The sequence below is a fragment of the Belliella calami genome (assembly GCF_022549695.1).
Lineage (GTDB): Bacteria > Bacteroidota > Bacteroidia > Cytophagales > Cyclobacteriaceae > Belliella > Belliella calami.
Genome location: NZ_JAKZGS010000012.1, coordinates 47,553 through 62,107, shown reverse-complemented (window position 1 = coordinate 62,107; position 14,555 = coordinate 47,553). Strand labels below are relative to the sequence as shown.

The window sequence follows — 14,555 nt, the reverse complement described above, 5'->3', positions numbered from 1 at the left end:
GGGAGGTATCTTAATGTCTAGCGCGAATGCGCAGCAGACAGCTCAAGACACAACAGTGAGCAAGGTTGACTCCCTAAACAAACGGAGGGTTCTACCCTCTTTCCTTTTATGGCAAAACTTAAACACGAATCCTTTATATCCAAATCCATACCAATTTAGAAATATTCAATCACCTTTCTACCCTTCTTCGCCAAGACAGGAGAGAGTTCAGGTAGAACTTGACACCACACTCAAATACCGTATCCAAAACCAGCTTGATTCAACAGAGGTCAATACTGGCTATGTATATGACTTTGAAGAATATTCAAAATTAGAAGAATTCAGGTTAAGGCAACAATATTGGAGAGATCGCTCTAGAGGTGCTGATGGTGAAAGTGCTGTAAGCGGCAGAGGATTGATCCCTCCAATAACGACAAGCCCTAGTTTTGACAGGATTTTTGGCGGTAATGAAATAAATATAACCCCAAATGGTTTTGTAAACCTAGACCTCGGTGCAATCTTCAGAAGAGTTGACAACCCTTCCATTCCTATTAGGCAGCAGCAGAATGGTGGCTTTAACTTCAACCAGCAAATACAAATGAGTGTAAATGGTTCTTTGGGTCAAAAAGTCAAGCTTGGAGCAAACTTTGACTCCAACAACTCATTTGACTTTCAAAACCAACTCAAACTGGAATATGCTGGCTTCGAAGAGGATATTATCAAATCAATAGAAATTGGAAATGTGAGTATGCCTGTTCAAAACAGTTTGATCCAAGGCGCTCAAAATCTTTTTGGTGTAAAAACCCAACTACAGTTCGGCAAACTCTTTGTCACAGGAGTGGCTTCCACCCAAAGAGGACGAAGAGATGAATTGATCATTGAGGGTGGTGGACAAGGTAGGTCATTTGAAATTCAAGGTTCAGAATATGATGAAAACAGACACTTTTTTTTAGCCCATTTTTTCAGGGACAATTATGAAAGATGGCTTCGGGGATTACCACAAGTTCTTTCTGGGGTAAACATTACCCGTGTCGAGGTATATATAATGAACAGGGCCAACAATACAGAAACGCTAAGGAATTTTGCTGCATTTATTGATTTGGGGGAAGGTCAGAGAATTTTCAGACCCGAAAACCCAAATATCGGAACTGGAACCCCAGGTGTACCTGCAGGAAACAGATCGAATCTACTTTATAACAACTTGAATAGTAACCCTGGATTTAGACCTTTTGATACAGGATCAGCGGCTATTGAATCAAATTTGAATTTGACAAGAGGTTCAGATTTTGAACAAGTTAATGGAGCGAGACAACTTGCCCCAACCGAGTTTATGTTCAACAGGGAATTGGGATATATTTCATTGACCAGAAAACTTCAAAATGACGAAGTTTTGGCTGTAGCTTATGAATACACCTATAATGGAAACGTCTATAAAGTTGGTGAACTTTCGGAAGACTATCAGAATAGACCTGAGGATCAAATCATTTTCATGAAAATGCTACGACCTGCTAGGATCAATACAAGGCTTCCAACTTGGGACCTAATGATGAAAAATGTCTATAACCTGAATGCAAACCAAATTCAGAGAGATGGATTTCAACTTCAAGTGATTTACAGAGATGACAGAACGGGTCTAGATAATCCAAGCTTACTTGAAGGCCAAAATGTCAAAAACATACCCTTGATTCGCTTAACTGGTTTAGACAATCTTAATCCGCAAAATGATCCATCACCTGATGGGAATTTTGACTTTGTTCCAGGTATTACCATATTTCCAGAAAGAGGGATGATCGTCTTCCCTGTCTTGGAGCCTTTTGGCCAAACACTCCAAAACCTTTTCTTGCCAAATGAAGGTGCATTGGTTGATAAATTTGTATATGACACTTTGTATAGGACTACCCAAGCAGATGCAGAATTAGTTACTAGATTGAACAAATATTTTATAAGAGGAAGGCTTACCGCTGGATCTGCATCTGAAATTATGCTTCCTGGATTGAATATTTCTCCTGGATCGGTAGTCGTAATGGCAGGAAACATCCCACTTACCGAAGGTGTTGACTTTACGATTGATTATAATATAGGCCGACTTAACATCATCAACGAAGGAATTCTCCAGTCAGGAAAAAGAATAAATGTAAGCTTTGAAAAAGCAGATTTGGTTTCATTCCAAACCAGAAGTTTGCTAGGGACGCGATTAGACTATATTTTCAGCGACAAATTTAACCTTGGAGGCACATTCCTTTACCTCAATGAAAGACCAAACATAACGAGGATAGCAGCTGGCAGTGAAACATTGAGGAATAGTATGTGGGGATTGGATGCCAACTACAGCGATGAATCAAGATTTTTGACGAAGCTTGCAGATGCCTTGCCATTTACAAATACAAAGGAAACATCTTTGGTTCAATTTAGTGGTGAGTTTGCTCAGCTTATACCCGGTACTTCTAATAGAGTCAATGGAGAACAAGCAGCTTATATAGATGACTTTGAATCAGCAATCACTGCATTCAACTTAGGTGGTGCCGCTGCACAAAATTGGCATTTAGCTGCCACTCCGAAAACAGAGGACAATGAATTCGATCTTAGCGCAACCACGGAAGACAGACTTGGGAATGCCTATAGAAGAGCAAAAGTCGCATGGTACAATATTGACAATATCTTTTACAGGGAGTCTGGACCTGGTGTCCCCTCCAATATATCCAGAGAAGATCGTCAAAATCACTATGTAAGGAGCGTTATCCCTCAAGAAATCTTCCCAAGAAGAGATCGGGACGTTATCATTGTACCTGAACCTTTGTTCGAAATGGCATATTTCCCAAGTGAGCGCGGAATGTACAATTACAACACCAACCTGACAAGTGATGGCTTACTACCAAATCCAAGAAATAACTATGGAGGAGTGACCCGTGCCATCACTACAGAAGTAGATTTTGATAGAACCAATATAGAGTACATCGAGTTTTGGCTTTTGGATCCGTTTATTGCTGGTGAAAATGGACGTGTACTTGATGGGATTTTCAATGAAAATAATACAACAGGAGGAAAATTAAGGATCAACCTTGGTGATGTATCAGAAGACATCATCCGTGATGGAAGACATAGTTTTGAAAATGGACTTCCAGCAGATGGTGACCCCAATGCAACAGCAACTACCGAATGGGGCAGGATAACGAGGGAGCAATTCTTGATTCCTGCTTTTGACAACTCGGCAGAAGCAAGAGAAAATCAAGATGTAGGTCTTGACGGATTGAAAAGTGACGAAGAAGTTGAGTTTTTTAGAGATAGATTTATCAATAGGCTTAATGTCAATCAAAATGCACTCAATAGGATTCTTCAAGATCCATCAGAAGATGATTTCCAATATTATTTAGATGAAAATCTTGACCAAAACAACATTAAAATTTTAGAGAGGTACAAAAAATTTAATGGAATGGAAGGCAATACACCGATTACAGCCAACCAAAACCTAGCATTTACACCTTCCGGTTCAAACCTTCCAAACAATGAAGATTTGAACAATGACAACACCATCAACGAATTGGAAAGTTATTATGAGTATGAATTGGATTTGCGTCCTGGTCAACTTGAAGTGGGTAGAAATAACATTGTCGATAAAGTAACCACTAATCAAAGTGGCGATGAGGTCAACTGGTATTTGTTCAGAATTCCAGTTAGAACTCCAGACAGAGTCGAAGGAGATATCTCAGGATTCAAATCCATTAGGTTTATGAGGACGTACCTCACTGATTTTGAACAGCCTGTAGTAATGAGAATGGCAAATTTCAGATTGGTTGGATCACAATGGAGGGTTTTCCAAGAATCTCTTTTTGAAAGAGGCTTTTTTGAAATTCCTGAACCTGACGTTTCTAATCTGACAGTGGGTGTAGTCAATATTGAAGAAAATAGCCAAGGTAGTCCTACACAAAGCCCGTATGTACTTCCCCCAGGCATCAATAGGGATCGTGACAACCTTTCAACAGTAGAAAGGCAACTGAACGAGCAATCCTTGAGACTTTGTATAGATGATCTTCAAGCTAGAGATGCAAGAGCTGTATTCAAAAATACGAGACAAGATTTAGTACAGTTTGGGAACATCAAGATGTTTTTCCATGCAGACAGTGATGACGCTGAAGATGGAGAGTTGACAGCTTTCTTAAGGTTGGGAACAGATTATACAGACAACTATTATGAAATAGAGGTTCCTCTTTTGATTACTCCAAAGGGCACTCGTGATCCGAGACAGATCTGGCCATTGGAAAATGAAATCGATATTGCAATATCAGAGGTAGTTGGTGTAAAAATCGCAAGAGACAACCAGCAAGTACCGTTGAACCTTCCATTCACCCAAGAAGTAAGACAATACAAAGTAACGGTGGTAGGGAGGCCAGAAATCAGTTTGGTACAAGGTATGATGATCGGTGTAAGAAACCCTGGCGAAACTGGTTCTGCCTCAAAATCAATATGTGTATGGGCAAACGAACTTAGGGCTACCGGCTTTACAGAATCAGCAGGCTGGGCGGCAAATGCCATACTGAATACAAAAATTGCAGATGTAGCAACAATATCAACATCAATTCGCCATAACTCGATAGGTTTTGGAGGATTGGAAACTAGATTGTCACAAAGAGCCAGACACTCGACCACACAGTATGATATTTCTGCGAATGTAGCATTGGAGAAACTTATGCCAGAAGCACTTAATGTAAGCATCCCAATGTATGTGAGTTTGGAAAATTCAACCACCAAACCAGAATTTGATCCGCTCAATGCCGATGTGCCATTCGAACTTGCATTGAGCAAATTCAATACAGATGCAGAAAGAGAGCTTTACAAATCGCAGGTATTAGATCAAGTACGAAGAAGAAATATAGGGTTCACCAATGTTAGGAAAAATAAAAATCCAGAGCGGGAAAATTCCAGAGTTTATGATTTGAGTAATTTCTCCTTCTCATATGCATATGGTTCGGTAAGGCAAAGTAATATCAACACTGAATCTTATGATTTCCAAACATACGTTGGAAATATTGCTTATACCTTCCAGCCGAAACCTGTGACATTTGAGCCTTTCAAAAACTCTAAATTGTTCAGTGGGTCTTACACCAAGTTGATCAAGGATTTCAATATTAATTTTGTTCCAAGCTCTATATCAGCGAGAATAGACATGGACAGAAGGTACATGCGGACCCAATATCGGAATGATGACTTGACCACTGATGGCGTAGATCCCTTTTTCCAAAAAAGCTTCTTCCTCAATAGATTCTATAATGTAAATTGGGACCTTACTAAAAATCTCAGGGTTGATTTTACAAGCATGGTGTTAGCTGTAGTTGATGAGCCAGAAGGGGCAATTGACACAGAGGCGAAACTTGATTCGATTCGAAACAATATTAGAAATTTGGGTAGAACAATGAATTACAATCACCGAGTAGATGTCAATTATAAAATCCCATTGGATAAGATCCCTTTGGCAGATTGGATCAGTGCAGATGTCAGGTATGCAGCAGACTATACCTGGCTGACTGGAGCTATTGGACAAAGGGATACGTTGGGAAATGTTATTCAAAACACTAGAGACAGGACGGTCACTGGAAAATTTGATTTTGTAAAGCTTTACAACAAGAGTGCAAAATACAAAGCCCTGACAGCACCAAAAAGGCCATCAATCCCCGGCCGAACAGTGGTGAATGCTGAAGATACTATTGGCACTCCATTTACAAACAAACTGCTGAAGTTTGTCACTATGATTAAGGATATCAATTTCAGGTATTCTATCATAGAAGGCACATTTCTGCCAGGTTACATGGAAAACACCGGACTTTTGGGGTTAGACAGAAGCTTCATGAATCCCGGATTCGGCTTTATAATGGGTAGCCAAAATCCAAATGTCAGGTTTGGTCTAGCAAACAATGGACTTATAGCTCCAAGTACAGAATTGACCCAACAGTTTAGACAAAATCAGGCAATAAATCTACAAGTAGCAGGTATTGCAGAGCCATTTAGGGATTTCAGGATTACATTTGAAGCCCGAAAAAGAGAGTCTGGAGAATACACTGAAATATTCAGGAACTCGATAGATTCACCAGGCCAGTATAGCTCTTTAAGCCCAAATAGAATGGGTGGATATAGTATTACCTACTCTATGATTAAGACCACTTTCGCAAGAGATGATCAAAATAACAATTCAAGGCTGTTTAATAATTTCGCAAGTTATCGAGAAATAATTCAGTCCCGTCTAAATGCATCTAGCCCTGGCAATGGGGAATACGCATTGAATGGACAGGATGTGCTTGGTCTTGCGTTTATTGCTGCTTACAGTGGAAAAGATCCAGAAAGCATGAATTTGAACCCCTTCCCGAAGTTTCCAATTCCAAATTGGCGTTTGGACTTTAAAGGCCTTACACAAATTCCTGCATTGAGGGAGCATTTCTCTAGCATCAACATAACGCATGGCTACTCCTCTACTTATGAGGTAAGCAACTTCTCTAATTCCTTGCTTTATCAAAATGGTTTAGAGCTTTATAATTCTATCCAAAACATCCCAGGTGCAAGTTTAACAGATGATTTTGGACTATATATCCCAATATTCATCCTCAATCAAGTCATTCTGACAGAGCGCTTTTCGCCATTGATTGGCGTAAACTTCCTTACAAAGGATAGATTGAATATATCGATGGAATATAATTCTGAGAGAAACCTAGGATTGAACTTTTCAAATGCACAGGTGACAGAGCAGAGAAGTAGGGATTTTGGTTTTGATTTGGGATACACAAAATCTGGTGTAAAAATCCCATTCAAAATTCAAGGGAAACAAGAAGTGTTAAGCAATGACCTCCAACTTAGAGTCAATACTAGGGTAGTAGATACAAGGCAGGTCCAACGCAAAATCGAAGAAGGAAGTACAGTGACCAATGGCAATCTGAATATCCAGATCCGTCCTACAGTTGGCTATGTGATCAATCAAAACTTGAACATCACAGTTTATTTTGACAGAACGATCAATGACCCAAGAGTCACTACTGCATTTAGAAGAAGCTCTACAGCCTTTGGTGGACAATTAAGATTTAATTTAGGCCAATAGGTTTTATCATTAGAGTAAAGCTTGTATTTTTGAAAGTCTTAAAAAAAATAATATGAATTTCCCTAAAGAACTCAAGTACACGAATGACCATGAATGGGTAAAAATCGACGGTGATGTTGCCACCATAGGTATCACTGAATTTGCCCAAAGAGAATTAGGAGATATTGTCTATGTCGAAGTAGAAACAGTCGGAGAAACTATTGCCACAGGTGAGATTTTCGGTACTGTAGAAGCTGTAAAAACAGTTTCTGATCTCTTTATGCCGCTCGAAGGAGAAATCATTGAATTCAATGAAGAACTCGAAGCTGCACCTGAAGTTGTCAATGAAGATCCTTATGGCGCTGGTTGGATGATCAAAATAAAGATATCTGGAGACCTTCCTTCTGATTTGCTTTCATCAGAAGCATATGCCGAGTTGGTTGGTGCTTGATAAATTTCAAAATTCCAGAGTACTTCCAGCATTGATATGGACGGTATTATTACTGATTGCAATGCTAAGTCCTGGGGACAAATTCCCATCAACGCCACAAATACCTCATAAAGATAAAATAGTCCATTTTATGCTTTTCTTTATCCTTAACTTCCTATGGTTGAGAATATGGATGAACGAAGCAAATAGCAAAAAGAAATACTTAAAATTATTTACTAGCTATTTAGTTTTTGGAATAATTATTGCTATATTAGTAGAGTATTTGCAATTGTATGTACCAAATAGATCATTTGATTACTTTGATATTGCCGCAAATATGCTTGGAGCAGCCTTTGGGATAATTTGTTTTTATATTTTATACAAGATGGATTCTAAACTTGTATAAGTAAAAATAAATAACTAGAATTGTTATCTCCAAACAGGAATAAGTTAATAACCTTAATAAAGTAAACAACCATGGAAGCTAAGAAGACACCAGAAGCTGACTTGACCAAAAGATCAGGAATGTTCCTGAATCTAGGTCTACTAGTTAGTGTTGGTTTAGTTCTATTTGCTTTTGAATACAAGTCTTTTGACGACAGGGATTTGAAAGATTTAGGACAGGTATCCGATGATTTTGAAGAATTATTGGACATTCCCATCACTGAACAACCACCACCCCCTCCACCTCCAGTGGAGCAACCGGTAATCCAGGAAATTCCCGATGAGGTAGAAATCGAGGAAAAAATCGAAGTTAACTTCGATGTGGATGTAAAAGAAGAAACTGTCATTAAAGAAGTTGTGATTTCTGATGCTCCAGTAGAAGAAAAAGCCGATGAGATTTTTGACGTTGTTGAAAATGCTCCAAATCCTCCAGGAGGAATGGAAGGTTGGAATCAATATTTGAGCAAAAACCTTAAATATCCAACCCAAGCCCGTAGAATGGGTATCGAAGGAACAGTGTATGTTGTATTCGTAGTAAATACTGATGGAACTATACAAGATGTCGATGTCCTAAGAGGAATCGGAGGAGGCTGTGATGAAGAAGCTATGAGAGTAGTAAAAGCAGCTCCGAAATGGGAACCAGGAAAACAAAGAGGTAGACCGGTAAGAGTTCGAATGAGATTACCAATCAGATTCAAACTTGGTTAATCAAGAAACTAAAAAAGGACTTCGGTCCTTTTTTTTTTTGCCTATTTTTTTTGAATAAGCTTAATGGAAAACCCACATATTTTAATATAACTATTCCCAATGGTGCACTTTGGCTAAGAAGTGATTTTTCATATTGCTGGTTCTAGTCATCTGACAATAGTCAACAGAATCTCAAATCATTCAACCAAAGATATATTTTTGATTCTTGTTAAAAAGTGGACAGCTCAATTTAGATCACCTGACACCCTAGACTAGGAAAATCATAGTTCCAAAAGGCAATTAGAATATAGAAAAATGAATCCATTAAAAATAATTGAACTTTTTATTATTAACTTATTAGTTATTTAAGTTTTTTATAACTAACTTTTGTTTATTAAAAGCAAACTCCAATAAAGCATAGACTAATCACACCAAGCTGCTAGGTCTAAACACATTGAAGAAAAATTTCCTATATGAGTATCCGCAATGTTGCAAGTAGGGTAAGAAGTAGCTTTGTAAGTTGTGAAAACCCGTCATCACACAACAGTTAACTATCAACAGAACCACAAATCGATCAACCAACATTCTATTGTTTGGCTTCTTGCATGAAAGCGGATAGACATAAAATCCTAACATCAAATTAAAAGAAAAAAAATCATGGAACTTAAAAAAAATCCTAACGCAGACCTTACGACAAAAACTGGAATGTTATTTAATTTAGGTCTAGTAGTAAGTGTTTCTTTAGCCCTCTTTGCTTTCAACTATAAAGTATATGACGCTAATGGTACAATTACCCACATCCAACTAAACACAATAGATGATGACTTGTTGGACATACCAATTACTGTACAGGAAACACCTCCTCCCCCTCCTATAGAACAACCTGTTCTCAAAGAAGTCCCCAATGATATCGAAATAGATAAAATTGAGTTTGTAATCGATGTAGATACAAAAGACGAATTGGTCATACAAGATATTGAATTAACAGAAGCCCCAATTGTAGAAGATGCTGATGAAATTTTTGAGTTTGTAGAATCTGCGCCAACACCAACTGGAGGCATGAGCGCCTGGAACAAGTATCTACAAAAAAACCTGAAATACCCAACTCAGGCAAGACGCATGGGAATCGAAGGTACAGTTACAGTAGTCTTTGTAGTCAATACTGACGGCTCCCTTCAGGATATTGAAATCCTTCGAGGGCTAGACGGAGGATGTAACGAGGAAGCTATAAGAGTCATCAAAAACGCCCCAAGCTGGCAACCAGGAAAACAAAGAGGTAGACCAGTAAGGGTTCGAATGAGAATGCCAATAAGATTTAAACTAGGCTAATACGATTTAAATAAAAAGCAAAAACCCGAGTAAAGCTCAAAGACACTTTACTCGGGTTCTTATAAAGAAATTGATAGAAAACACACAAATCAATTTCTTTTCAATTCATATAGATAAAAAAAGCGACTCGTTTATAAAATTTGTATTCGCTCATTGATTTTAGTAGCTAAACATATTAATATTTTTTGAGTCAATTGATGCATTAAAAACTAACTCCATAATCCTTTGAGCTGAACGACACTTGGAGTAAGTAGCCATTTCCGCATGAATTTTCGGAAGAATCAAATACTAGTGTTATTGTTGAATTCCTAATTACAGGATATTCAATGCTTGCTCCTTGATTTTTTCGAGCTCATCTTTCATTACAATGACATGCTTTTGAATACTTGCGTCATTTGCTTTTGATCCAATCGTGTTGATTTCCCTACCTATTTCCTGACTGATAAAACCTAACTTTTTACCCTGATTGGTATCCTCTTGAAGGTTTTTTTGAAAATAATCTAGATGAGTGCCTAGTCTGACTATTTCTTCGGTAATATCTACTTTTTCGAAATAGTAGATCAACTCTTGCTCAAATCTATTCTTGTCAAAATCATTCTCCTCCAGCCAATCTTTAAAGTTATTCCCTATTCTCTGCCTAATTCTATCTTTGCGGACAGGGTCTTCTTTCTCAACATTCCGGAGGCCTGCTTTAATAATATTTAAATTTTCATTGAATTTTTTCTCCAACACATTTCCTTCATCTGACCGGAATGCATCGCATTTCATCAACGCTTGGTGGATAACTTCTTTGACAACATTCCATTCTTCCCCTACGGAAATTTTCTCTGTGGATTGAGTCATTACATTTGGTGATTGGATTGCGAGCTTGAACACGTCACTTGTATCTGCTCCAACCAAATTTGCCAAAGCCAAATACCTATGGTAGTAACCTGCAAAAAGAGTCTCGTCAATACCTACAGGAAGCTCTTCACCAGACTTCCTATTGAATTCAATAGAGATATTAACTTTGCCCCTTTCAAGTATGGAACTGACTATATTTCGAATTTCAAGCTCTTTATCCGAAAATTGTTTTGGACTTCTAATTGAAAGATCCAAAAATTTTGAATTTAATGTCTTCACTTCAACACTAACCACAAACGAATCATCTTCAAAACTGGCCAGACCGTAGCCTGTCATTGATTTAATCATAAATAAGAAATAAGTAAATTAGAAATTATACCCTAAGGTAACATAAAATTTAAGATCCCCAGACTCGTAATTCCTGATTGGCCTAGCCAAATCAAATTTGACATAATAATTCAAAAGAACTGTCCGAAGTCCCGCTCCATAACTTTGAAGCCATGGATTGTTGAAGTTATTAAGTGTAATCAAAAATGGAGAACCTTCGGAGTCAATCACTTCGGTATTTTGATCATTGACACGATCCCATGGTGGAGAGTCATTCCATGAAGTCCCAACATCATAAAAGGCTACCAGCTGAAAATTTTTGATGAAATTTGAAGTAATATTTCCCCTAGACAAATAAGAGAAAAGAGGAATTCTCAATTCTGACGAGAATGTCAAAACATTCTTACCTCGAATTTCATCATAATCGTATCCCCTCAAATCAACGAATTCTGCAAAGAGTATATTAGAATTTTCGAAACCGCCAGAATTTCTGACAGGAGATACTTCTGGCCTATTTGTAGGAGGACTATAAAACTGATTGAAAAGCCAGTTATCCATACCACCTACGAGATATGTCTGAGGATTTTTTCCAAAAAACGATCCTGCAAACAGTCTTGTAGCGAAAGTAATATTCTTGTGGATCTTTTGATAGTTTCTCAAATCCAAATAAGCATTTGTAAACGACCTTTCACCGTCATTCATCCCTTGATAATGAACAGCTCCAATTTTACCTTTCAAACCTTGCTGCATATACAGCCCAAGCTGTTGAGTTTTATCTACTACAAATTCAACCTTGGCACCGGCATAGTTTACATCAAATCTATTTTGCTCTGGTACTGTGCCCCGCAAAATCGAATCAGAATTCAAATTAAAATACTGACTCTTTGCGAAGAATGGCGCGGCCATCACTCTACTGTGTACGGTAAATGGATAAGAAAAACCCAATTCAGCTTTAGTCAATACATATTTCTGGAATGTCAAATCTCCTTCTGTTATCTGAATAGATCTTCTGTCAAACCTTGCCCTAACATCTACTCTTTGTTTAAGATATTGATAGTCAAAGAATATATCACTTCCAGACCTAAAATCCAAGGTGGTCATAATACCTCCTTCGAATAGATGGTTCTCAAGCAAATCTGACATTTTACCATTCAAGCTAATCCCAAACCCTCTTAAAGGATCAACCACAAAGGTGGTTTTCAAGCTACTCGTAATGAATTGAGGAGTCATTCTTTGAGGCCCAGTCACTAATCTCCTCAAACTCTGTTTTCTAAAATTATCCAAGAGGCTACTCCTTGCCTGCAATTGTGACAAACCTGAAGTTGGTTGACTAATTTCTGGAATAGTATCAAACGAATAGTTTTCTGTATCAATCCCTCCCCTTCTTTCAAACCTCAACCTTTCTGTATTGATGCTACCTGTGGTATTTCCTGTAAAAGGGGGTATAGAGTCTTGGACTAATGGTATTGGAGCTGTTGTTTGTGGCGCTCTATTGACTCCTGTCGAAGATTGTGGAGTTCTTCCTCCAATCATCAGATCTTCCAATCGTATATTTAAAGTAGTATCTCTTTTGGCTTCTTCTGTCACAATCCTTCCCCTTGCATCATCAGGCCTGTCATTTCTAATGTCTGCTTGTTGCTCTGTCCTACGGGAACTCAACCTTTCATTAAGGACTTTTGCTTGCTGAAGCTGAATTCTCGGTGTGCTTGGTGTGAATTGATCTGTATTTGAGTAAGGCTCTACTACCAATACACTTTGGTTGCCATCCCTATAGGAATAAGCGATTCTATTCAATCTTGCTGAATAATCAAATGCCTCCAAGCTTTTGTTAAATGATGAAACTTGACTAGAAATAGCTCCATTTACACTCATTCTCATCAAATTCATGATTCCACTCTGATCACTTAGGTGGAGAACAAAATTGCCATTTAATACACTTGTTTTGATATTCTTATTATTGCTATTGGTTAGTTTGGTTGTGATTTCCGTGGAATCAGTAATATCTATCTTGAAGAGATTAAAATAATCAGGTAATTCTCTAACATCTGGATATCTAGTCAAAACAGAATCTGGTAAATCCGTGAAATTTGAAGAATAAATAATTGTCGAGTCATTCAAAAATACGGGATCGATGTTGTCAAAAACATTATTTGTCAACCTTTTCCCGACTCCTCTTACATTAAGTGAGAAAATATCTGTTTTTCCATTGTTGGATATTGCTGACACCACCATGTTTCTGCCGGTGGAGTTATAATCAATGCTCAATATCTGTGTTATATTTCTTAAGTAAATTTTATCTTGGCCAGAACCATCTATTGCCCTCAACACCAAAGAAGTAGTGCCTCTTTTATAAGTAGCTATGGCAAGGTTTAGCGTATCCTTCCATGCCAAAACTGGACTTGTCAAGTTAGCAGGCTGATCAGCAGATTTGCTTCCTCCTGATAGGATTGTCCTTTCTCTTTTGGTGGCTAACTCCTGTACCTGCACTTTAAACTTGCCACCATTGTTAATAACATATGCTAAATGTTTACCATCAGGACTAAACTTGATGTCATTTATAATCCCCAATTGTGAAGCTTTTGTTCTGTTCACAACATTACTTTCATCAAATCCTTTGAAAGTAGTCAATACTGGTTCGTTAATCTTGGTATAAAACTCCTTCCATTGCTCACGGAATGCATTGTAATTCAAACCAATTGTATTGGCAATACTATTTTCCTCATTCCTATTGATCCTACTGAGATTCAATATACTGGAGATGTATCGTCTTCCGTACTTTTCAGCTATAAAATTCCAAATAGATTGCCCAACCAAGGCCGCTTCTTTCTCCCTAAGTCTATGGAATTTGTTTTTTTTCTCATCTTTAAAATAATGCCTGATGTAATCATCCATTTCCATTCCCCAGCCATGCGCCAAATACATCGCGGCCCCTTCTATATACCATTCAGGGAAACTATTTATCAGATTGGACTGAAAAGCATCTGCTATGGTAGAACCATATAGCATTTCTTCAATGATAACTTTCGAAGTCCCATATATCAACTCTTTTTTGAAACTCTCCCATTCCCCAGTAAAAGCAACTTCACCAAGAAGCTTGCTGAAAAAAGTTTGACCATCTACAGTAAAATCGTCTTTGTTGAGATTGAGGTTACTTTGCAGTAGTTCTTCAGGTGAATTATAAATAAAAATCTTGGGCTTAGTGTAAGCTACATAACCAATCATTTGCGTCAATCTATCGAACTCATTTTCCAAATAATCGATTGCCATCCTGGCGTTGGTCACGCCACCGTCATAGTAATATACCTCAAAGTTATTTGAGCTAAATAGATACCATTCAATATTTTTATGTTGAATTCTGTTTTTGCCAAACCTTTCTTGATCAAATTGAGCAAAGGATTTTAAACTAGGCAAAATAAGCCCTATAAGGAGTGTTAAGTAGAAAATTCTTTTTTTCATTAG

General features: G+C 37.8%; 7 protein-coding genes. 5 read left to right on the top strand and 2 right to left on the bottom strand.

What is annotated here, in order from left to right; all coding sequences use genetic code 11:
* Positions 1–13 precede the first annotated feature (13 nt).
* The 5 genes from sov to MM236_RS13850 all read left to right on the top strand — a co-directional run bounded on the left by sov (position 14) and on the right by MM236_RS13850 (position 9,926).
* Entirely contained in the window at positions 14–7,057 is a 7,044-nt protein-coding gene (gene sov, locus MM236_RS13870; RefSeq protein WP_241275589.1) for a T9SS outer membrane translocon Sov/SprA, read from the top strand.
* Positions 7,058–7,109: 52 nt separating this feature from the next.
* On the top strand, positions 7,110–7,487 hold the full coding sequence (gene gcvH / locus MM236_RS13865; protein WP_241275588.1) for a glycine cleavage system protein GcvH: 378 nt from the start codon (positions 7,110–7,112) through the stop codon (positions 7,485–7,487).
* A complete protein-coding gene (locus tag MM236_RS13860) occupies positions 7,465–7,872 on the top strand; it encodes a VanZ family protein (protein WP_369415209.1) in 408 nt (135 codons plus the stop codon). The genes gcvH and MM236_RS13860 overlap by 23 nt, the downstream gene beginning before the upstream one ends.
* Positions 7,873–7,943: 71 nt before the next feature.
* Complete coding sequence (locus tag MM236_RS13855) at positions 7,944–8,618, top strand: energy transducer TonB (protein ID WP_241275587.1); 675 nt, start codon at positions 7,944–7,946, stop codon at positions 8,616–8,618.
* Between the two features lie 636 nt (positions 8,619–9,254).
* The gene (locus tag MM236_RS13850; protein ID WP_241275586.1) at positions 9,255–9,926 is read left to right on the top strand and encodes an energy transducer TonB; all 672 of its coding nucleotides are present in this window, start codon (positions 9,255–9,257) and stop codon (positions 9,924–9,926) included.
* Between the two features lie 312 nt (positions 9,927–10,238).
* On the opposite strand, the gene MM236_RS13845 is transcribed toward MM236_RS13850, so the two are convergent.
* Both MM236_RS13845 and MM236_RS13840 read right to left on the bottom strand, forming a co-directional pair.
* Positions 10,239–11,117, bottom strand: a complete 879-nt coding sequence (locus MM236_RS13845; RefSeq protein ID WP_241275585.1) for a YicC/YloC family endoribonuclease — start codon at positions 11,115–11,117, stop codon at positions 10,239–10,241.
* Between the two features lie 18 nt (positions 11,118–11,135).
* Positions 11,136–14,552 carry a biopolymer transporter Tol gene (locus MM236_RS13840; RefSeq protein ID WP_241275584.1) on the bottom strand — a complete coding sequence of 1,139 codons (3,417 nt, stop codon included), beginning with the start codon at positions 14,550–14,552 and terminating at the stop codon, positions 11,136–11,138.
* Between the last annotated feature and the right edge of the window lie 3 nt (positions 14,553–14,555).